This is a genomic window from Rhodococcus sp. ACPA1 (genome assembly GCF_002300195.1).
In the GTDB taxonomy this organism is placed as follows: domain Bacteria; phylum Actinomycetota; class Actinomycetes; order Mycobacteriales; family Mycobacteriaceae; genus Rhodococcus_F; species Rhodococcus_F opacus.
The window spans coordinates 597,648-616,404 of record NZ_NSDX01000004.1 but is presented as its reverse complement, the minus strand read 5'-3'; the positions used below and the strand labels follow the sequence as shown (position 1 = coordinate 616,404).

Annotated in this window: 18 protein-coding genes; 5 read left to right on the top strand and 13 right to left on the bottom strand. The window is 67.2% G+C overall.

The features are described 5' to 3' along the window. Positions 1–322: 322 nt before the first annotated feature. From CJ177_RS20780 to CJ177_RS20750, 7 genes are read right to left on the bottom strand one after another with little or no spacing between them, the layout of a single operon-like run. Complete coding sequence (locus tag CJ177_RS20780) at positions 323–1,177, bottom strand: amidohydrolase (RefSeq protein ID WP_095868494.1); 855 nt, start codon at positions 1,175–1,177, stop codon at positions 323–325. A 31-nt stretch (positions 1,178–1,208) separates the two neighbouring features. After that, on the bottom strand, positions 1,209–2,189 hold the full coding sequence (locus CJ177_RS20775; RefSeq protein WP_061697148.1) for a hypothetical protein: 981 nt from the start codon (positions 2,187–2,189) through the stop codon (positions 1,209–1,211). 34 nt (positions 2,190–2,223) lie between these two features. Further along, a complete protein-coding gene (locus tag CJ177_RS20770) occupies positions 2,224–3,105 on the bottom strand; it encodes a hypothetical protein (protein WP_061697149.1) in 882 nt (293 codons plus the stop codon). A 41-nt stretch (positions 3,106–3,146) separates the two neighbouring features. Next, on the bottom strand, positions 3,147–4,799 hold the full coding sequence (locus CJ177_RS20765; RefSeq protein ID WP_005237845.1) for a thiamine pyrophosphate-binding protein: 1,653 nt from the start codon (positions 4,797–4,799) through the stop codon (positions 3,147–3,149). After that, entirely contained in the window at positions 4,796–5,854 is a 1,059-nt protein-coding gene (locus CJ177_RS20760) for an amidohydrolase family protein (protein ID WP_095868493.1), read from the bottom strand. Before CJ177_RS20760 ends, CJ177_RS20765 begins: the two co-directional genes overlap by 4 nt. A gap of 31 nt (positions 5,855–5,885) precedes the next feature. Then, the gene (locus tag CJ177_RS20755) at positions 5,886–6,740 is read right to left on the bottom strand and encodes an HpcH/HpaI aldolase/citrate lyase family protein (RefSeq protein WP_025431597.1); all 855 of its coding nucleotides are present in this window, start codon (positions 6,738–6,740) and stop codon (positions 5,886–5,888) included. Continuing rightward, positions 6,724–7,299, bottom strand: a complete 576-nt coding sequence (locus CJ177_RS20750) for an SRPBCC family protein (RefSeq protein WP_025431598.1) — start codon at positions 7,297–7,299, stop codon at positions 6,724–6,726. The genes CJ177_RS20755 and CJ177_RS20750 overlap by 17 nt, the downstream gene beginning before the upstream one ends. Positions 7,300–7,869: 570 nt before the next feature. Between CJ177_RS20750 and CJ177_RS20745 the strand changes: the two genes are divergently transcribed. The 5 genes from CJ177_RS20745 to CJ177_RS20725 all read left to right on the top strand — a co-directional run bounded on the left by CJ177_RS20745 (position 7,870) and on the right by CJ177_RS20725 (position 13,824). After that, on the top strand, positions 7,870–8,775 hold the full coding sequence (locus tag CJ177_RS20745) for a hypothetical protein (RefSeq protein WP_005237840.1): 906 nt from the start codon (positions 7,870–7,872) through the stop codon (positions 8,773–8,775). Between the two features lie 51 nt (positions 8,776–8,826). Then, on the top strand, positions 8,827–9,714 hold the full coding sequence (locus tag CJ177_RS20740) for an amidohydrolase (RefSeq protein ID WP_095868492.1): 888 nt from the start codon (positions 8,827–8,829) through the stop codon (positions 9,712–9,714). 5 nt (positions 9,715–9,719) lie between these two features. Continuing rightward, entirely contained in the window at positions 9,720–10,784 is a 1,065-nt protein-coding gene (locus CJ177_RS20735) for an extracellular solute-binding protein (protein ID WP_025431599.1), read from the top strand. 73 nt (positions 10,785–10,857) lie between these two features. Then, on the top strand, positions 10,858–12,663 hold the full coding sequence (locus tag CJ177_RS20730) for an iron ABC transporter permease (protein ID WP_061697151.1): 1,806 nt from the start codon (positions 10,858–10,860) through the stop codon (positions 12,661–12,663). A gap of 12 nt (positions 12,664–12,675) precedes the next feature. Further along, a complete protein-coding gene (locus tag CJ177_RS20725) occupies positions 12,676–13,824 on the top strand; it encodes an ABC transporter ATP-binding protein (protein ID WP_025431600.1) in 1,149 nt (382 codons plus the stop codon). A 114-nt stretch (positions 13,825–13,938) separates the two neighbouring features. On the opposite strand, the gene CJ177_RS20720 is transcribed toward CJ177_RS20725, so the two are convergent. From CJ177_RS20720 to CJ177_RS20695, 6 genes are all read right to left on the bottom strand, one after another. Beyond that, positions 13,939–14,631: a GntR family transcriptional regulator gene (locus tag CJ177_RS20720; RefSeq protein ID WP_037178951.1), complete on the bottom strand. Its 693-nt coding sequence runs from the start codon at positions 14,629–14,631 to the stop codon at positions 13,939–13,941. A 278-nt stretch (positions 14,632–14,909) separates the two neighbouring features. Further along, a complete protein-coding gene (locus CJ177_RS20715; protein WP_005237834.1) occupies positions 14,910–15,434 on the bottom strand; it encodes a flavin reductase family protein in 525 nt (174 codons plus the stop codon). Between the two features lie 7 nt (positions 15,435–15,441). Next, positions 15,442–15,789 carry a cupin domain-containing protein gene (locus CJ177_RS20710; protein ID WP_005237833.1) on the bottom strand — a complete coding sequence of 116 codons (348 nt, stop codon included), beginning with the start codon at positions 15,787–15,789 and terminating at the stop codon, positions 15,442–15,444. Between the two features lie 6 nt (positions 15,790–15,795). Further along, positions 15,796–17,253 carry a pyrrole-2-carboxylate monooxygenase subunit gene (locus CJ177_RS20705; protein ID WP_095868491.1) on the bottom strand — a complete coding sequence of 486 codons (1,458 nt, stop codon included), beginning with the start codon at positions 17,251–17,253 and terminating at the stop codon, positions 15,796–15,798. A gap of 1 nt (position 17,254) precedes the next feature. Next, on the bottom strand, positions 17,255–17,932 hold the full coding sequence (locus CJ177_RS20700) for a DUF2848 domain-containing protein (protein ID WP_095868490.1): 678 nt from the start codon (positions 17,930–17,932) through the stop codon (positions 17,255–17,257). Then, on the bottom strand, positions 17,929–18,741 hold the full coding sequence (locus CJ177_RS20695; RefSeq protein WP_095868489.1) for a carbon-nitrogen family hydrolase: 813 nt from the start codon (positions 18,739–18,741) through the stop codon (positions 17,929–17,931). The genes CJ177_RS20700 and CJ177_RS20695 overlap by 4 nt, the downstream gene beginning before the upstream one ends. Between the last annotated feature and the right edge of the window lie 16 nt (positions 18,742–18,757).

Genomic DNA, 18,757 nt, shown 5'->3' with positions numbered 1-18,757 from the left:
CCTCTGCTGGGGAAGTAGCGTGGAAATGCGTGCCGTCCGCCGGATTTCGGGGGACATCGGCAGCGGACGGCACGCACGTGGGGGCACGACCTAGATCAGCTCGATCACCGTGCCGAGATCGTGAAGGTTCTCGTCCGACGAAGACTCGTCCGCCTCGAGACCGACGCGCGCAATGCGGGACATCGCCATTCCCTCGGCCAGCGCGAAGGCAACCGGGGCAGCTGCAGCCGCAGAGACGAGGGCAACACAAGAATCGAACACACGGCGCGCGATACCGATTGTGCTGTCGGATCTTTGCCGAATATCCATTGTTTCCTCCCGGTCACTGTGCGGTCAGGCTGGGATACAGCCGTCGCGCCGTGCCCGCGAAGATTTCCCGGCGTTCGGGTTCGGGCACGTCGGCCAGCACCTCCTGGGCGAGGGCGACGAGTTCGGGCAGAGACTGTTCCGCGGCGGGCAGGTTGGAGCCCCACGCGATCCGGTTCGCTCCGAATGCTGCGAGCACCGGGTCGAGGAAGCCGGAGGCCTTTGCGCCGACGTCGTGGAGGCGTTCGAGGTTGCGGTGGGTCAGCTTGAGGTGCAGGCCAGGGTGGACGGCCAGGTCCGCCACCGCTTCGCCGGCGTCGGTGGGCGAGGCCGCGATGTCGGGGTAACCCATGTGGTCGAGCAACACGTGGACCGAGGGGAACCGGTTCAGCAACAGGTGCAGTTGCTCGGTGGCCGGGCCGAGCCGCATCTGCAGGCACACGGTGACGCCGAGCTCGGTGGCCTTGTCCCAGAAGGGATACGTCTCCGGCGCGGCGAACCACTCGCCCTGGGTGGGTACCGTGCTGCCGCTGGTGAACAACCGCACCCCGGCGAGGCCACCGTTGCCGGCCACCGCCGCGAGGTTGTCGGCAGCGTCGGGACGCAACGGGTCCACCGTGCCGACCGCGATGAACCGGTCCGGTCGCTGCGCCCGGCTGTCGAGTACATAGGAGTTGTCGTAGCCGTAGGCGGTGGTGGCCTGCACCAGCACGGCCTGACCGATCCCGGCTTCGTCCATGCGCTCGATCATGCCGTCTGCGGTGACCGGCCGGGTGGTAGCCCAGCCGGACTGGGTCCCGCCGATCGGGCCCCGCGGGTAGCGGGTCACGTCGTCGGTGATGATGTGGCAGTGGGTGTCGACGATGTCCATGGTCTGGACCTTTCTCGGTTGGTGGGCCGGCTCAGGCGTCCGGGTAGTCGCCCTTGGCGAACAGCAGGGCGGGATCGGTGGGGAAGTCCGGATCGAGCAGGCCCTGGTCCCGCGAGAACTTCACGAGCGCTCGCACGCTCGCGTCGTTGGCATTCAGGCCGTAGGGGATCGGGTCGGTCCGGATCTGGTTGGCCTGCTTGCCCAGCCGCGGCAGCGCGGACCACTGCGGATCGGCCTCGACCTGACGACGTTTGCTCTCGGCGAACGCGGCGTAGAGCGCGGTGGGCAACCCGGGATCGCGGTCGACGAGGTCGCGGCGGAGTGCGATCACCGAGTGCAGCGGGTAGATCCCGGTGCGCAGGTACCAGTCGGTGGCGAGCACCTCGTGGTCGGGAAACAGCGGGTACGGACCGTCGTCGCCCGCGGGTTGCTCGGCCGTCGCGGACCATCCCGCCCGCGGCGCCCCCGCCCGTCCGGTGCCGGCGTTGCCGCTGAACGCGGCGTCGATCTCATCGGCGCGCAGCAACTCGCCGAGTGATCGGCCGTCGGTGACGCGCTCGACGTTCGCCGGGGCGCGGCCTTCGATGTGGTCGTCGTCGTCCACGACCCACGTGACCGTGTCGATGTCGAGGTCGTACTCGTCGCGCAGGATGCCGCGCATCCACACCCCGGTGGTCACCGTGTAGGCGCGGACACCGATCCGCTTGCCCTTCAGGTCGGCGGGGAAGCGAATCCCGGATGCCGAACCACACTGCACGTCGGAGTGGTGGAAGCGGCGGTTGAGAAAGACGGGGATCCCGGTGAGCGGAACCCCGGCCTGCAGCGCCATCAGGTAGGAGGTCGGCGCGAGTTCGCACACGTCGAATTCGAGGTCGCGGATCATCCGCCGGTAGGCGCCGATGATCGGGCTGACCTCGACGGGTTCGACTGTGTAGCCGTCCACTGCGACGTCGCCACCCAGCAACGCCTGCACGTGCGGGTAGTCCCCGAGTGCGACCGAAAGCGTATTCATGTTCAGCCTTTCGTGTTCAGAAGGAGCGAGTAGTTCAGCCACCGAGCCGCGACGCGGTGACCCCGAGCGCGGCGCAGGTGCGGTCGACGAGTTCGTCGAACTCGACCCGGCGCGGCAGCAGCCCCTGCTCGTAGGCGTAACGGGAAGCGTCGGTGACGGGCCCGCGCAGACCGTCGAACCCGACGGGGCTCAGATCCACCGAACCCGCCGTCGGGCCGGCGGCCGCAGTGGCCGCGGCCAATGCGTCGTAGACCGCGAGCACGGCCTTCGGGTCCTCGTTCGCCGCCGCCGCGCTGAACCCGACCACGTGGTTGATGGGAGCGAATCCCTTGCGCGCGGCCCATTCGGCCGCGACCGCGAGCGCGTGGGGAATGGCGGTGCGGATCCGGTCGTCGGAGGGCAGTTCGTTACCCATGATCCCGTAGTCGAGCCGGCCTTCGAGGAAGTCGGCCTGCAATGTGGCGCCTTCGGGTGCGCGCGTGACCCATGCCGGATCGGTGGCGCCGTCGACGTGTCCGCCTTCGTATGTCTGCCAGTTGATTTCGGTCAGATCGATGCCGTACTGCTCGCTGAGGAATCCGCGCAGCCATACCCCGGTGGTCTGGCTCCACGAGCGCACGCCGATGCTCTTGCCGCGCACGTCGTCGACGCTCAGTCCGCCCATGGTCACCAGGGTTTGGTGCTGGTAGCGGCCGAGCATGGTGACCGGCAGCAGCGCCACCGGCTTGTCGTGGGCGGCGGCCTGCAGCAGTGTCACCACGGCCAGCTCGCAGACGTCCGCCGCTGCGTCGTTCACGAAACCGCGTGACGCCTTGTGCACGGGCCGCACGTCGACACGTTCGGCTGTGGCACCGGCGGCTGCGGCCCCCTCGACGGCGGCGGCGGCGAGGTCGTCCCGGCCCAGTACGATCTTCATTTCCGACTCCTCTTGTCGTTGGTGGTCAGCACTGTCCGCGGTCACACGTCGTCGCCGTATTGGATGCGCCGGTAGGGCACGCTGAGCACGTCGCGGGTGATGCGGACGTCGATGACGGTCGGCCGCGGGTTGCGGACGTATTCGGCCAGCGCGGCGCGCAATTCGTCGGTTGTGCGGACTGTCGCGCCGCCGCCGCCGAGGGCCTGGCCCACCGTGCCCAATTCGGGGGTGGGGATTACGGCGAGCTCGGGATCGAGGCCCTTGGCCTTCGCCTTGTGGTACTCGGCGCCGAGGGCTTGGTCGTTCATGACGACGACGAGCACCGGTAGCCCGTAGCGGCAGGCGGTCTCGAACTCCGACAGGTGCATCAGGAAACTCGCGTCGCCTTCGACCACGAACGTCGGCTTGCCGCCGTTGGCGACGACGGTACCGATGGTCAGCAGCGGGGCCTGACCGATGGCGCCGAACATGCCGTAGTTCGAGGTGATCTCGCGGGAGCGCTGGAAGAGCATGGTGCCGAAGTCGGTCTGGTGTCCGCTGCCGAGCACCAGCCCGATCTCGCCGGGAAGTTCGGCGTCGAGCACCGAGATCGCCTCGCGCGGGTCGAGCAGGCCAGGCTCACTGCGGAACTCGGCCGGGTCGATCAGCGGGGCCGTGAGCCGGCTGTGCACCTCGGGGGTGTGGAAGCCTTCCACCTCGATACCGCGAACCCCCAGCGCGCCTGTCAGGGCGTCGAGGGCGGTGACCGCGTCGGCCTGCATGTAGCAGTCGGCGACCTGACCGTTGCCCATCACCAGGTGCGGCGCGGTGTCGATCTGGATGAACTTCGCTTCCGGGAAAAGGTATCCGCTCTCGATGGTGTAGTGGTTGAGGCTCGCGCCCACCGACACCACGCAGTCGGCCTCCTGCAGCAGCTCCATTGCGAGCCTGCTGCCGAACAGGCCCGCGATCCCCACGTGGTACTCGGTTTCGGCGCTCAGCCAGTTCTTGGCCTGCAGCGTGGTGGCGAGTAGGGCGCCGGTGCGACGCTGGAGTGCGAGGACCTGCTCGCCCGCGTCCGCGTTGCGGGCGCCTCGTCCGGCGACGATCACCACTCGTTTGCTCGCCCCGATGATTTCGCACGCCTGCTGGATCTGGGTCGGGTGCGGCAGCAGCTTGGGGGTGCGGAGCAGTTCGGTGGACGGGACGTACGGCATGTCGTCCTCGAACTCCTGCAGCTGCACGTCGAAGGGTGCGCTGATCATCACCGGCCGGGATTGGGTGCGGGCCAGGTAGAAGGCGCGCTGCACCACTTCTGCGGCCGACTCGGCCTTGGTCACCTGGAGGAATTCGCACTCGATCGCGGCGGCGAACCGTTGCTGGTCGAGGTACTGGACGGCGCCGGTGTCACCCAACGGCGTCTCCCCGCAGAACGCGACCAGCGGGATGCGTGCCCGGCTCGCCACGATCATCGACGTTGCCAGCTGCGCGGTACCGGGGCCGCTGGTCGTCGTCACGACGCCGGGCCGGCCGGATGCGCGGGCGTACCCGTGCGCCATGCTCAGTCCCGCACCCTCGTGGCGCACCTCGTACAGGCGCGTTCCGCGACTGGCCAGCGCGTTCATCCAGTGCATGTTGGCGTCGCCCATCATGCCGAACACATCCGTGGTGCCCTCGGCGGCGAATGCTGCTGCGAGCGCTTCGTAGACCTTCACCGCGCGATCTCCTTTTGCTTGTCGTGGTTGGCAACGCGGCTCGCCAGGCGCGGGAACACCTTCAGCGCATTGCCGCCGTAGATCGCCTGCCGGTCGTCGTCGCTGATGGAGTCGATGGAGTCCAGCAGCGCCTTGGTGTCGTCGAAGCGGTGCCCGGTTTCCGGGTCGACCCCGCGGACGGCGCCGATCATCTCGGAGGCGAAGAGCACGTTCTCGGCGGGGATGATGTCGGTGAGCAGTTCGAGGCCCCGTTTGTGGTAGACGCAGGTGTCGAAGAAAACGTTGTGCAGCAACGATTCCTGCAGGGGTGGCCGGCCTTGGTCCTGCATCATCCCGCGGTAGCGGCCCCAGTGATAGGGGACCGCGCCGCCGCCGTGCGGCAGGATCAGCCGCAGCGTCGGGAAGTCGGTGAACAGGTCCGACTGGCACAGCTGCATGAAGGCCGCGGTGTCGCCGTTGAGGTAGTGCGCGCAGGTGCCCTGGATGGCGGGGTTGCGTGACATCGCGACGTGGACCATCGCGGGCACGTCCAGCTCCACCATCTTCTCGTAGAGCGGGTAGTAGATCCGGTCGGTCAGCGGCGGCGCCTGCCAGTACCCGTCGGACGGGTCCGGGTTGAGCAGACAGCCGACGAATCCGAGTTCCTCGACGCAGCGCTCGAGTTCTTCGGACGACCGGCGGATGGAGGAGGCCAGCGCGTCACCGGGCGACTGCGGGAGCTGGCACACCGGGGCGAAACGGTCCGGGAACAGGCCGCACACCCGGGCGATGAGGTCGTTGCTGACCTGCGACCAGACCAGGCTGGTCTGCTCGTCGCCGTAGTGGTGGGCCATCTTTCCCGCACCGGGGGAAAAGAGTGTGAGGTCGGTGCCGCGTTCGAGCTGGAGCTCGAGCTGGCCCTGTTCGATCGCGGCCTTGATCTCGTCGTCGCCGATGTGCAACTCGTCGGGGGAAACTCGCGCGCCCGAATCCTCGAACGCCTTGATCTGGCGCTCGCGCCACTGTCCGAGCGCGGGTGGCGCGGTTGTGAAGTGGCCGTGACAGTCGATGATCATGAAGGTTTTTCTCCAGGTGAGGTGTTCGGGGTCAGGAGCGACCGGTGAGTTTGCGGCCCAGTTCCAGGCCGGGATAGCTGCGTACCGGCGCGGACATGAGGAAGCGGTAGCCCTCGTCGAGCACCTGCTCGACGTTGCTCGGGGTCACGTGCGGGTGGCCGACCACGACTCCGTGTTCGTGACAGATCTTCACGATCCGGCTCCTTGCCTCGACCATCGACGGGTGGTCCAGCTGGCGGGGCACGCCCAGTTCCTGGCTGAGATCGCCCTCACCGATGAGGATGAGACCGATGCCGGGCACCTCGTCGAGGATCGCCGGGAGGTTCTCGATTCCGAGCTGATCCTCGATCTGGATCACGACGAGGATCTCACCGTCCGGGGCGAGCGGCCACACGTCGGCCTTGGCGTAATACTCGTCGTTCGACAGACCCCAGTAACGGGCGGCGGCCGCCGGCGCGTCGCCGCGCACTCCCGCCGGCTCGAACCGGTCCGCGCCGGGCAGCCGCGGGTAGCGGCACGCCGCGACCGCGTTGCGCGCCTCCTCGACCCGGCTGATGTGCGGCCACACGATTCCGTACGCTCCGAGGTCGAGGGCCTGCTTCGCGTGCCACTGCCCGTGTTCGGCTCCGTTGACGGGCACGCGGACGAGGGGCGTGGGCGACGGGGCGAGCGTGCCGGCTTCGAAGATCCGTCGCCGGTTGAGCAGGTACTGCAGGCTGTCCCGCAACGTCGTTGCGTCCCACGGCTTGTGCTCGGACTCGAACACCAGACCGTCGTAGTCGGACGTCGCGAAGTCGAGCGCCGCGGCCGGTTCGGGCGCCGCAAACGCCGCGAAGGCGTGCTGCCCCGATTCCAGGGCACCGATCACGCTATTGAGTCTTGCCACTTGCCACTCCGATCTGCTCGCTCTGTCGCTTGTGAATGGTCCTGTGCCACCAGGCGCGTACGCGTGCCCACAGGGTGGGACGGCCGGGTGCCGGTGTGACCACTGTGTCGCCGGCGCACCGGCGCACCAGCTCGTCCGTGAACTCCTGGGTCATCCGGGAAACCACAGCCCCGGCGCCCGCCTCGATCAGCGACGCGAGTTTGCCCGCGAGGCTCACCTCACCGGCCACACGTACTCGGGCACCGCCGGCCCCCTTGTCCTCGGTGATCCGGAAGGTGGCGTGCGCGGTGAACCGGGTCGCGCCCTGTCCGTCTCGTCCGCGGGCGGACAGCCGTCCCTCCCATTCGGGTTCATCGAGGTCGAGCGACATCCGGGCGCCGAACCGCACCCGGATCGCGCTGAACTTCACGACAAGCGTGCCGTCGAAGGAGCCGTCGTCGTGGAACTGGCCGAGTTCGGCTCCATTGATGCACGACACCACTTCAGTGGGGTCGGAAATGACCTCCCACACCCGTTCCGGTGGTGCGGGTACGGCGATCTCTTCGTCGATCTTTATCACAACTGTGTCCTCGCTTGGCGATCTGGAACACCTCCACAAATCGTTGTGGAGCTTGGGAACTCGCGAGACTCGATCAGCGAGCTGATGTCACGGGCGCCCCGCTGGTGGCGGAGTGCAGGCCGGCCGCCCAGTTGCGTTGGCGTCATCCGAGTCTCCTGGCGACGCGGCCTCAGATTGTTTAACAACTTTCTCTCGCACAGAGTAGCAGCGCGGCGTAGTTGTCTGCAAGAACATGTATAAATCTCTAGTTTCGGCGCTGCGCCCGACGCAGCCAGAGAATCTTGTACAACAATCCGCGTGAACGTGTGGCTCGGCGGACCGTGGGAGCTGTGTGCCCGGTGGAAACCGCGGTCGCAGAGTAAGTCGTCGGAGCTCCTCGGACGCCGTTCGGGCAAAATTGTTAGACGATCCACGTCGCGGGGCCTTGTGTTGGGCCCGTCACACGCGTAAATTGGGCGAAACCGTAAGACAATATTGGTGGTCCGCCCGTCGGTTGAGGATCAGCATCAGTGCACCGGCACCGTGCACGCACTCTCCCCCCGGGCTCGGACGCAACAGAGGAGTCGTTTCATGACCCAAACCTTGTCCATCGCGGCGAAGTCCTACCCGCACACCGCGTTCCTCACCGACCCCGGCTTCACCGTCGCAGGGCGCGCCGTCGAGCTCGCGGCGGCGGATCCGATCTACAAGGCATTCGCCCCCATGGTGCGCGAACTCCGCTACGACGTCAGCGAATTGGCCATCGCCACCTTCCTGCAGGCTCGTGAAGCCGGTGCCCCGATCGCACTCCTGCCGGTGGTATTGAGTGGCGACTTCCACCACCACTCGCTCACCCGCTGGCCCGGTTCGGCCGAAATCAACCCGGCAGATCTGGCAGGGCGGCGGGTCGGTGTCCGGGCGTACAGCCAGACCACCGGGCTGTGGGTCCGCGGCATCCTGCACGAGGAGTTCGGCGTCGACGCCAAGGAAGTCACCTGGGTCACCACCGAAGAGCCGCACGTCGCCAGCTACGTCGAGCCGCCGAACGTCGAACGCACGACCGGCAAGGTGCTCGACGTGCTCGAGCGCGGCGACGTGGCGGCCGCCGTTCTCGGCCCGCCGGCGCTCGACGGCGCGCAGGGACCGCTGGTCCCGATCATCCCGAATTGGCGGGAGGCCGAGGAGGCGTGGGGCGCCCGGCACCAGACCGTGCCGATCAACCACATGCTCACCGTCCGGAGGGACCTCCTCGAAGCCGAGCCGCAGACGGTGTCAGCGCTCTACCAGGCTTTCGGCGCCGAGATCGAGGCGCGCAAGGCAGCCGATACCGCGCCCGGGCCCCGCGTACGCGCCCTCCGGTTCGGGGTGACCGACGAGCTCGTCGCCGGTCTGCAGATCGCGATCGACTACGCCTTGCAGCAGAACGTCATCCGCACGCCGGTGACAGTGGCCGAACTCCTCGACGATTTCACCCGGCACCTCGGCGAGCTTGCATGAACACACCCCGCCCGCACGCCCGCCCCGCCACCTACCAGCCGTGAGGTATTGATGTTCACCGTCGACACACACACCCACATCATCTCGCCCGACACCGATTCCTATCCCGCAGACCCGCTCGGCGGCCACCGCTCCACCTGGTCCCAGGAACGGCCCACCGACATCGACGGTCTCCTGCGCGCGGCTGACGCCGCCGCCGTCGACCACCTCGTCGTCGTCCAGGCCTCCACGGTCTACGGATTCGACAACAGCTACGTCGCCGACCAGCTCACCCGGCACGCCGACCGCATCAGCGGGGTCTGCTCGGTGGACTTCCTCTCCCCGAAGGTGGTCGACGACCTCCACCACTGGATCGACGAGCGGGGCTTCTCGGGAGTCCGCATCCGCGCTGCCGACGGGACGACGGCCGTCCCGACGCCCGGCCGCGGCCTGGACGACGAGCGCATGGCGCCCGTCTGGCAGTTCCTGTCCGATCGCCGGGTGCCGGTCTGCATCCAGATGCACGCCAAGCACGCTCCCATCCTCGCCGGACTCCTCCAGCAGTACCCGGGACTGACCGCGATCCTCGACCACGCGGGCCGGCCCCAGCTGGACGACGCCGCGCCGTACCCGAGCACCGACGGAGTTCCCCAGCTCGAGAAGACCGGCCGGGTCTTCATCAAGCTCACGCCGCCGGCCGTCCTGCGTGCGCAGCGCGAGAGCGGATCCGCGGCACCGGTGGTCCGCATGCTGATCGAGAAGTTCGGCGCAGCCAACGTCATGTGGGGTTCGAATTTCCCCGCCTCGGCCGGATCGTTGTCCGAACTTCACGACCTCATCAACACGCAACTGCCCTCGCTCGACGACACGCAGCTGGAACTGATCGCCGGCGGCACCGCCGGCCGGCTGTACGGGCTCACCCCTGCCGGCGCCGTTATCCCCGGCGCGAAGGAATGTTGATTGCCATGACCCGAATCGGGCGCAAGTTCTGTCTGACCGCCTCGGTCATGGCGGTTGCCGTCGCCTTGTCCGCCTGCGGCGGTCCTCCCCCCGTTCCGGACACCAAGAATCTCGATGAGCTGTACCAGGCGGCCAAGGCCGAAGGGGAGGTCGTCTGGTACGCGCCGAAACCTGAGGCGCAGATGAAGCCGGCCATCGACGCCTTCGAGAAGAAGTACCCCGGGATCGAAGTCCGGTACACGAACAAGAAGGCTCCGGACCTCGTCACCCAGCTCAATGTGGAGCAGGCCGCCGAGCGCGTGACCTTCGATGTCTCCAACGCGGGTGGCCTCACCGTGCTGCCGTCGCAGTCCTTGGCGGCGAAGGTCGACTGGGCGTCCTACGAGGTGCCCGGCGATCAGATCTTCGCCGACGACTTCGTCTACGTCTGGGCCGTCCCGAAAGTCTGGGCATACAACACCGACGCCGTGGCCGCGAGCGATACGCCGAAAAGCTGGGACGATCTGCTCGATCCGCGATGGAACGGGGGAAAGCTCAGCGTCGAGGCGCGCGGGTCCTTCATGACCGTGTGGGCTCAGGACCCGGCCCTCGGCACCGACGCCGGTCTCGACTACAGCTCCCGGCTGGCCCAGCAGCAGCCCCACTACACCGAGAACACCACGCAGGCCCACACACTCATCGTCTCCGGCCAGACACCGGTCGGCACCGACCTCATCAACCTCGTGCTGGGCGACCAGGCCAAGGGCGCGCCGGTCGCCGTCGCACCGGTGGGCCCCACCAACGCCAACAAGTCCTACCTGTTCGTCGCCGAGGGCGCCCCACACCCGGCCGCAGGTCGCCTGCTCACCGCCTTCCTCGCCTCCGAAGAGGGCCAGTCCGCCCTGGTCGACACGTACAACTCGGCCATCCCCACCAACACGGACTGCACGGACGCCGCAACCAACCGCGTCATCGGCGCCCTGTGTGACGCCGGCGTCGAGTGGTTCGGCGAAACCAACCTCGAGCAGTACGAGCAGTTCTCGGATTACTTCCCCGAGGTCGAAGAGGCCTTGGGCACCGACGTCAACTGACGGCCCCCACCGTCGCACCGCTGCCCGACGGGCAGCAGAAGACTTTATCCCCTCACCTTTGGAGACTTCAGCGATGCAGTCCGGCACCCCGCTCTCCACCGGCGGACGCCCGCCCACCGGCACGCGCCCGCCCACCGGCACACGCCCTCAGCGAACCGGCGTCCGCCCTGAGCCCACCGACGCACACCCGCACCGGCGGGACCGTGTCCTGATCGGCGTCAACATCGTCATCGGCGCGATCATCGCCTATCTCATGCTCTTTCCCCTGGGCATGCTGTTGTTCAGCAGTCTCAAGGACAGCGAGACGAAGCTGCCCTTCCAGGTCCCCGGGTTCACGCTTGCCAACTTCACCGCGATCTTCTCCTCGAAACGCCTGGTCGAAGTCGCGCTCAACTCGTTGATCTTCGTGGTCGGCACCGTGGGCCTGGCTCTCGTGATCAGTGTCAGCCTGGCCTACCTGTTCGAACGCACCGACATCCCCGGTCGCCGATTCCTCGCGCCGAGCACACTGGCCCCCATGGCCGTGCCGGCCACGGTCATGGCAGTGGCCTGGGTGCTGGCGGCCAACCCCACCAACGGCCCGATCGCCATCGTCATCGAGCGGATCTTCGGGTTCACTATCGACATCTACTCGCTGCCGGGCATGATCCTGGTCGCCGGAATCTTCGGCGTGCCAGGCATGTACATCATGCTCGCGCCGACGTTCGCCCGGCTCAACCTCGAGTTCGAGGAGGCCGCGGCCACGTCGGGCGCCGGATGGTGGACACGAACCCGCAAGGTGGTTCTGCCCCTCACGATGCCGGGAATCACCGCGGCCAGCATGCTGCTGGTCGTCATCGCGCTCGAGGAATTCGCGATCCCGGCCATCCTCGGAATGCCGGACCAGATCTACGTGTTCAGCAGCCTCATCCAGGCCTCGCTGCAGCCGCCGTCGGGACTCGCCAACTACGGCCAGGCCAGTGCCTACGGCATCATGCTGGTCCTGCTGTCCCTGGTGATGATCGCCGTCTACCGGCGCCAGACCCGCGAGTCGCACCGGTTCCAGGTGGTGGGGGGCAAGGGATACCGGTCCACGCCGGTGCGGCTGGGACGCTGGCGCATCCCGATCTTCACGATCGTCTTTCTCTACGTACTCGTCGCGATCATCGTGCCCATCCTGACCCTGGTCTGGACGAGCCTGACCCCGTACCTCCAGCCGATCAGCTTGGACAATCTGGGTGCGCTCAGCCTCGCCAACTACACCGCGATCTTCACCAACCCGAGCTTGAGCCAAGCGGTCATCAACACCCTGGTGATCAGCCTGGTCACGGCGACGCTGACTGCCGGGTTCGCCCTGTGGCTGGCGCTGGCCGCCAGCCGCGGCGGACGCATCGGCCGGTGGCTGTTCGATATTTCGTTCCTGGTCTTCGCCATCCCCGCCGTGGTACTGGGAATGGCGGTGCTGTTCCTCTACCTGTACCTGCCGTTCCCGATCTACGGGACGATCTGGATCATCATCATCGCGTTCACCACCCGGTACGTCCCGCGCGGGTCACGCATGATTCAGACGGCACTGCTCCAGCTCGACAAAGGACTCGAAGAGGTGGGACGCGTCTCCGGTGCGTCGAAAGGTGTCGTGCTGCGCCGGGTGATCTTCCCCCTCGTCGCCCCCGCGGTGTCGAGCACGTGGCTGTGGGTGTTCGCCCACTCCCTGGGCGAACTCCCCATCGCGCTGCTGCTGTCCAGCTCCGACAACCGCACCGTCGTGGTGCTGCTGTGGGACATGATCGGCGAGAGCGCGAACTATCCCGAGGCCAGTGCCCTCGCAGTTCTCCTGCTCGCCCTCTCCGCCGTCTCCGTCTGGTGGGTCAACCGCCGTGGCGTCCAAAAACACATCTGAGGTGTCGTGAACATGCAGAAACTCGTTGCTACCGACCATTCCGTACAGATCTCCGGTCTGCAGAAACAATTCACCCGTCACGACAGCGGCGAAGTGAACCGCGTCATCGACGATGTCAGCTTCGCCGTACCGAAGAACAGCTTCTTCACCTTGCTGGGACCCAGCGGCTGCGGCAAGACGACCACGCTGCGTTGCCTCGCCGGACTCGAGACCGCTGACGGCGGCGAGATCTGGATGAACGGGAAGGCCGTCTTCTCCGCCGCCGCGGGTCGCGACGTCCCTCCCGACTCCCGGCCGATCGCCATGGTGCCGCAGTCCTACGGGATCTGGCCCCACATGAAGGTGTTCGACAACGCCGCATTCCCGCTCCGATACGGCCGAAAGACCTACCCCCGCCCCGAGACGCAGCGCCGTGTCCTCGCAATGCTCGAACAGGTGGGGCTGTCGGAGTACGCCGACCGTTGGTCCACCCAACTCAGCGGCGGCCAGCAGCAGCGGCTCGCGCTGGCCCGCGCGCTGCTGTGCGAGCCGGAGGTCCTGCTGCTCGACGAACCGCTGTCCAACCTGGACGCCAAGCTACGCTCACAACTGCGCGCCGAGCTGCGGTCGTTCCAGCAGAAGTTCGGCGTCACCACCATCTACGTCACGCACGACCAGGGCGAAGCCCTCGCCATGTCCGACACGATCGTCGTCATGAACCGTGGCCGAATCGAGCAGATAGGCTCGCCGAGCGAGATCTACGACTCCCCGGCGACACGGTTCGTGGCCGACTTCGTCGGCAGCGCCAACCTCATCCCCGGAGTGCTCGACCGGCCGGCAGGCCCCCGTGACCGTGTGGTCGACGCCAAAACGACCCTCGGGGTGGTGCGGTGCGAGCGATTCACCACCCCACCCGCACCGCCCACCGCCGGCCAGGAAATGTCCGTGTGCATCCGGCCCGAGAACATCCGCGTCGTCACTGCGTCACGGGAGCCCGAGGGCCCCAACCGGTTCCCGGCGCGCATCATGACCGCCGAGTACCTCGGCGATCGCCAGGAGATGGTCGTCGCCGTCGGGGATGTCACGCTTCGCGCGCACGCCGATGCGCACTTCGACGCTCGCCCGGGCGACGACGTGACCGTTGTCCTGGACCCAGCGTGGACGGTCGCGCTGTGGTCGTAACGCCGTAACTCGTGAGAGTGCTGTCGGCGTGTCGAACTGAGTGGACGAGGACCTCCGGGCGGAGCGGGTGTCGTGGCGCACCCACGAGTCGCCTGGAGGTCCTCGCGGCGACGATTAGTCGGCCGGCGGGGGGAACTTCAGCTGAAGCGCCCGCCGGGCCGACGACAGATGATGCCGCATCGCCGCCGCGGCGGCCTCCGGGTTGTGGGTGACGATCGCGGCGAGGATGGCCTCGTGCTCCCTGACGGAGTCGGTCCGCGGCTGCTCGCGGTCGGCGTCGCGGTACTGCTGCATGACGAGTGGGTACAGCAGGCTGTCGACGAACCTGGTGAGCGTGGCCTGCCGCGCCGCCCGCTTGACCTGTTCGTGGAACTTGCGGTTGAGATTCGCGTACTCCTCGCGCCCACCCGGTACCTGCCAGTCCCACATGCGCTTACAGGTTTCGGTCATCGCGGCGATGTCCGTATCGGTGGCGCGTTCGGCGGCCTTCGCCGCCAGCGCTGCCTCCATCACCGCGCGGGTCTCCAGTATCTCGACCGCCTCGTCCACCGAGAACGAGCGGGTGCGAGCGCTGCGGTTCGCCTCGGCGGTGACGTAGCCCTCCTGCGCTAGGCGCGCGAGCACCGAACGGATCGTCCCGCGCGAGACCTGGAGCTGCGTGGTGAGCTCCGATTCGGTGAGGCGTGAGTCCGGTTCGTAGTGACCGGAGAGGATCAAAGCACGCAGATCGTGGTAAGCCTGCGATGTCCGGTTGGCACCCGAATCCGGGCTGTCGTTGCCCGGGCCCGTGCCCGTAGCTAGCACCATGGTGTGTCACCTCGAGTAGTCGTGGATCTGGCGGGCAGACGCGTCACGCACAGCCTCCCACGTGATGTTGTACAACAACATCACCGGTTACGTATCGAGCGATCGATGGGAACGCGGTTAGGCGGCAGCAAAACTTTCCCTTCCTGCCTCGACTAGTCCGTACTGACGTCCATATTGTTGCACAATTCGCACCCTCCGGCCCACGAGAAACCCGACCCCGACATACACGTGCTCGCCGGCGCACCGTCAGGGATGCGCCGGCGAGCACGTTCGCCGAATCAGAACAACCAGGGGACCTCGTCGTGACCGAAGTCGTGGAAGTCGCCGAACCGCCCCGAGTAGAACACCAGGCCGGTGCCCTCCCGGCAGCGCATGTCGGTGACTTCGCCGTAGAAGACGCGGTGGTCGCCGATGTCGTGGGCGCTGTGGACCCTGCATTCGAGCTGGGCCAGAGCATCTTTGATCAGCGGCAGACCCGAGCGGCTGCGATCGCAGGGCAGGTCGTCGAATCGGGCGCCGCCCCGCGTGGCGAAGCGACGGGCGAGAGCTTCCTGACGGGAGCCGAGGACGGACACGGCGAACGAGCCCGCGGCTTCCACGGCCTCGGTGGTGCGGGAGCCGTGGGTGAGCGAGACGAGCAGGATCGCCGGGTCCAGGCTGATCGAGGTCAGGGAGCTGATCGTCATGGCACTGGGGTTGCCGTCGCCGTCGTCGGCGCTGACGACGGCGACCCCAGTGGTGAACCGGCCCATGCTTCGTCGCATGTCCGTCGGGGTGGGCGCGTGGAATGCTGGAAGGGTCATCGTGGGCCTACTTACTGTGGTACCGGACTTCGAAGGTGACAACGCCCTCGTCCGTGCTCCAGGGGCCGTGCGGCATACCCGGCGGTCGGCAGGCGTACATCCCCGCGGTGAACGTCTCGCCGAGGGTCAGATCGGTGAACGACCCCTCGAGGATGTAGACCTCCTCCCAGAAGTCGTGTTTCTGCACGCCCATCGGCGTCGAGTCGGCGCCGGGTTCGTAGCGCAGGATCCGGGTGGCGACGTTGCCTTCCGGGTCCTTGGCGAGGATGCGTTCGGTGATCTTCGGATCGTCACCCGGACATACCGTCCACTGGACGTCGGTGACCGGGAAGAATTCGAATTCAGGCTTGGCCATGATGGTTTACTCGCTTTCCGCTTTGTAGCCGTCGGTGAACTGCTGCACTGCCGCGACGGCGCTGTCGTAGTCGTAGTTGCGATACGTGTACGCGCCCTTCACCACGAAAGGGGCACCCGCGTAGAACATCTCGTACTGCTGGTGTCGTCCGGCGAATTCGGAGCCGATGATGTCCCAGGCCAGCTTGAAGAGCTTGACGCGCTCCTCGGACGGCACACCGGGGGACTGGACGTAGTGTTCGATGTCCCGGGACGTCAACGGGCTGCTGAGGTCCTTGACGCTCGACGGGAGTTGCAGCACACCGCCGCCGACGAGGTCGCGCAGGATCGCGATCACCCGCGGGTAGATCTCCGACTGCAGACCCATCGACCCATACAGAGCCTGCCTGCCCGGCAACCACATTCCGGCCGAATCCGGCTCGGCGGTGTACTCGGCGGCCAGCACCGCGGAACGGACTCCGCTGACGAGTGCGGCGAGCTCGCCGAGCTTCTCCTGAACGCTGGGGATCTTGTCCACCCCGTTGACCTGGGTGACCCGACGCGCAACGCCGGCAATGAATTCGAGCTTCGTCGCGAAGCGAATCTGCGCCTGCCAGTTGCCGAGAACGTGGGCGCCCGTCTCGAAGAACTGACGGCGGACACCGGTGGTGTCGCGGTCGACGAACACTCGGTCCCACGGCACGAGGACGTCGTCGAAGACGAGGAGCGAATCGGGCTCGTCGTAGCGGCAGGTCAGTGGGTAGTCGAACGAGCTCGTCGCGGCCGGAATGTACGGGCGGCGGACGTACTGCTTGAGACCGGGGGCGTTGGTCGGGACCACGAACCCGACGGCGAAGTCCTTGTCGTCCGGGCCGAGCGGCTTGATGCACGAGACGAAGATTTCGTCGGCGATCGCTCCGCCGGTGGCGAGCATCTGCGAACCACGGATGACCAGACCCTCGGGGGTCTCCTCGACCACGCCGGCCTGCAGGTACTCGCCCTCCCAGCCCGACGCCGTCGTCGCGCGTGAGACCTGTGGCGGGATGATCGCGTACGAGACGTAGAGGTTCTCGTCGAGCAGGCGCCGGTACAACTCGGACACGTTCGCCCCGAAGTCGTGCCCACCCTCGGCCGCGAACACCTCGGGATGCGCGGCGAACGCGGCAAGGAACGTTCCCACATGATCGGGGCTACGACCGATCCATCCGTGCGTGTGCTTCGCCCACCGCTCGATCGCCTCCCGCCGCTGCGCGAGCTCCTCCCGCGACCGTGGAATCGAGAACACCCGGTTGGCCGCGTTCCCGGTTTCGGGTGCGACGTACTGCATGCCGTTGGCCTCGTCCGCGGCCAGATCGAACATCTCGGCAATCGTCCGGGTCACGGGAGCGAAAGCCGGATGGGTGGTGACGTCGTCGATCTTCTCCCCGTCGACGAGCACTACTCGCCCGTCGTTCAGGGAGGCCAGGTAGTCGGCTCCGGTGCGCATGTCAGTGTCCTTCGGTGGTGTAGGAGTGGGTCAGGGTTCGGCCGTCGGGCAGGGTGAGTTCGAGGTCCCACCGGTGGCCGGGGGTGAAGTTGCCGTCGAGCAGCGGCAGGGTGCCTGCGAAGCAGAGCAGGTCCTCGCCGGTGTCGCCGAGCCGGTCGGCGAAGATCTGCAGAAGGTTGTGCGGTGTACGGAGATTGGCCAGGGTGCCGTCCTGATACAGGACCCCGTCGACCCACGATCGGGCCCGGCACGCGTCCCAGTCGAACGACGCCCAGTCCTCGATCTCGACGACGGCCGGGCCTACCGGCTTCGGGCACGCCCGCTTCGAATCGCCGATGTCGACGGTCTCGAGTTGGCGGTCGGTGTGGTCGGAGCCGACACCGAGGTAGTACCGCCCGCCGTGCCTCAGGATCACGGGCTCGACCTCGCCCGAGGTGTGCGCGCCGGTGACGGGGGCCTGCGTCGCGGTCGTGATCGTCGCGATCTCGACGGGGTAGAACATCGGCACCTGTGCCGGCGGTGCGACTCCGATGGCGGCGAGTTCGTCGATGTGATGTTGCACCGCTGCTTCGTCCCGGCCGGTGTACCCGGCGACCAGGGTTCGGCCGCCGCCGAATCGCAGGATCTCGGAGGAATCGAGGGTTTCGAAGGTGAGCACCTCCGTGGTGGCGCCGGTCATGAAAGGACCTTTCTGCGGTTGAGGAAGCTGTAGTCGCCGAGCCGGTCCTTCAGGACCGGGAACTCGGCGCGGGTGCGGTCGACCACGGTGGGGTCGATCTCGGCGATGGTGATGCCCTCGGACGAATCCGCCTCGGCGATCACCGTCCCCCACGGGTCGACGATCCGGCTGTGCCCGCCGAGTTCGACCGAATTGTGTGTGCCGGTGGCGTTGCAGGCGATCACGAAGACCTGGTTGTCGACGGCGCGGGCCGAGGTCAGCAGCCGCCAGTGCTCCTTGCGGGCTTTCGGCCACGCGGCGGGCACGATGACGAGTTGCGCTCCGGCGGCGACCAATTCGGTCCACAATCCGGGGAACCGCAGGTCGTAGCAGGTGGTGGCGGCGATCGGGCCGAACGGCGTGTCGGTGGTGTGGATCTGCGTCCCCGGCTGCAGGAGCTGCGCTTCGAGGGAGTCGTATCCGAACACGTGAACTTTGCTGTAGTGGTGGTGGATCTGTCCGTCCGGGCCGATCAGGACTGCGGTGTTGTGCAGCCTGCCCTCTTCGCCCTGTTCGACGATGCTGCCGGCGTGGATGTAGCACTGCCGTTCGACGGCGACGGCCGCCAGAACCTGGACGGTACCGCCGTCGAGGGTTTCCGCGGCTGTGGAGTAGTCGTCGAAGTGGTTGTATCCGACGCGCCACAGCTCGGGCAGAACGATCAGGTCGACTCGTTCGTCGAGTCCGGTCAGGAGGTTGCGTACGCGCTCGAGTCGATGCGCGGGGGTCTCGGAATCGGGGCTGGCCAGTTGAGCCAGGGCTATCTTCATGGGTTTCCTTCGTGCC

What these genes read in the sequence shown, in the direction of transcription:
- CJ177_RS20780 (WP_095868494.1), bottom strand. Translation starts at nt 1,177, where the DNA reads ATGGACATCGTCGACACCCACTGCCACATCATCACCGACGACGTGACC.
- CJ177_RS20775 (WP_061697148.1), bottom strand. Translation starts at nt 2,189, where the DNA reads ATGAATACGCTTTCGGTCGCACTCGGGGACTACCCGCACGTGCAGGCG.
- CJ177_RS20770 (WP_061697149.1), bottom strand. Translation starts at nt 3,105, where the DNA reads ATGAAGATCGTACTGGGCCGGGACGACCTCGCCGCCGCCGCCGTCGAG.
- CJ177_RS20760 (WP_095868493.1), bottom strand. Translation starts at nt 5,854, where the DNA reads ATGATCATCGACTGTCACGGCCACTTCACAACCGCGCCACCCGCGCTC.
- CJ177_RS20745 (WP_005237840.1), top strand. Translation starts at nt 7,870, where the DNA reads ATGACCCAAACCTTGTCCATCGCGGCGAAGTCCTACCCGCACACCGCG.
- CJ177_RS20740 (WP_095868492.1), top strand. Translation starts at nt 8,827, where the DNA reads ATGTTCACCGTCGACACACACACCCACATCATCTCGCCCGACACCGAT.
- CJ177_RS20735 (WP_025431599.1), top strand. Translation starts at nt 9,720, where the DNA reads ATGACCCGAATCGGGCGCAAGTTCTGTCTGACCGCCTCGGTCATGGCG.
- CJ177_RS20730 (WP_061697151.1), top strand. Translation starts at nt 10,858, where the DNA reads ATGCAGTCCGGCACCCCGCTCTCCACCGGCGGACGCCCGCCCACCGGC.
- CJ177_RS20725 (WP_025431600.1), top strand. Translation starts at nt 12,676, where the DNA reads ATGCAGAAACTCGTTGCTACCGACCATTCCGTACAGATCTCCGGTCTG.
- CJ177_RS20720 (WP_037178951.1), bottom strand. Translation starts at nt 14,631, where the DNA reads ATGGTGCTAGCTACGGGCACGGGCCCGGGCAACGACAGCCCGGATTCG.
- CJ177_RS20715 (WP_005237834.1), bottom strand. Translation starts at nt 15,434, where the DNA reads ATGACCCTTCCAGCATTCCACGCGCCCACCCCGACGGACATGCGACGA.
- CJ177_RS20710 (WP_005237833.1), bottom strand. Translation starts at nt 15,789, where the DNA reads ATGGCCAAGCCTGAATTCGAATTCTTCCCGGTCACCGACGTCCAGTGG.
- CJ177_RS20705 (WP_095868491.1), bottom strand. Translation starts at nt 17,253, where the DNA reads ATGCGCACCGGAGCCGACTACCTGGCCTCCCTGAACGACGGGCGAGTA.
- CJ177_RS20700 (WP_095868490.1), bottom strand. Translation starts at nt 17,932, where the DNA reads ATGACCGGCGCCACCACGGAGGTGCTCACCTTCGAAACCCTCGATTCC.
- CJ177_RS20695 (WP_095868489.1), bottom strand. Translation starts at nt 18,741, where the DNA reads ATGAAGATAGCCCTGGCTCAACTGGCCAGCCCCGATTCCGAGACCCCC.